1 protein-coding gene is annotated in these 405 nt (G+C 43.7%); it reads right to left on the reverse strand.

Annotation, left to right across the window (positions count from 1 at the left end):
* Positions 1-29: 29 nt before the first annotated feature.
* Positions 30-338, reverse strand: coding sequence for a helix-turn-helix transcriptional regulator (locus C6366_RS19000; RefSeq protein ID WP_107740661.1), 309 nt, complete (start codon positions 336-338; stop codon positions 30-32).
* Positions 339-405 lie beyond the last annotated feature (67 nt).

Consider the following 405-nt stretch of genomic DNA (forward strand, 5'->3'; position numbering starts at 1 on the left):
GGATAATCGTATTGAAATTGTTACTTAATTCACTTTAGAAAATCCGCCATCAGTTTTTTAGCCTTTTCCCAGTTATCATGGTTGATACAATATTTGATAAAAGGGGGCTCCACCTCGCCCTGAATCAAACCGGCATACTTCAACTCCTTTAGGTGTTGCGAAAGTGTAGAGCGTCCGATAGGCAACTCCTCCACCAAATCGCCACTGTAACAACAGGCGTTCATGTGTGCCAGTTTCTTCAGGATGAAAATACGCACAGGATGGCTCATGGCCTTGGTCAATTGAGCCAGCTCCAGTACATCTGCATCAAATTCAGTTTTACTAAGCGTTTGCGGCATCTTCAATCTGCTTTTTCAGTTCGTCTTTTGAGGGAACCTGGCCTTTGATAACCACTTTGCCATTCAC

This window comes from Desulfonatronum sp. SC1, assembly GCF_003046795.1.
GTDB lineage: Bacteria > Desulfobacterota > Desulfovibrionia > Desulfovibrionales > Desulfonatronaceae > Desulfonatronum.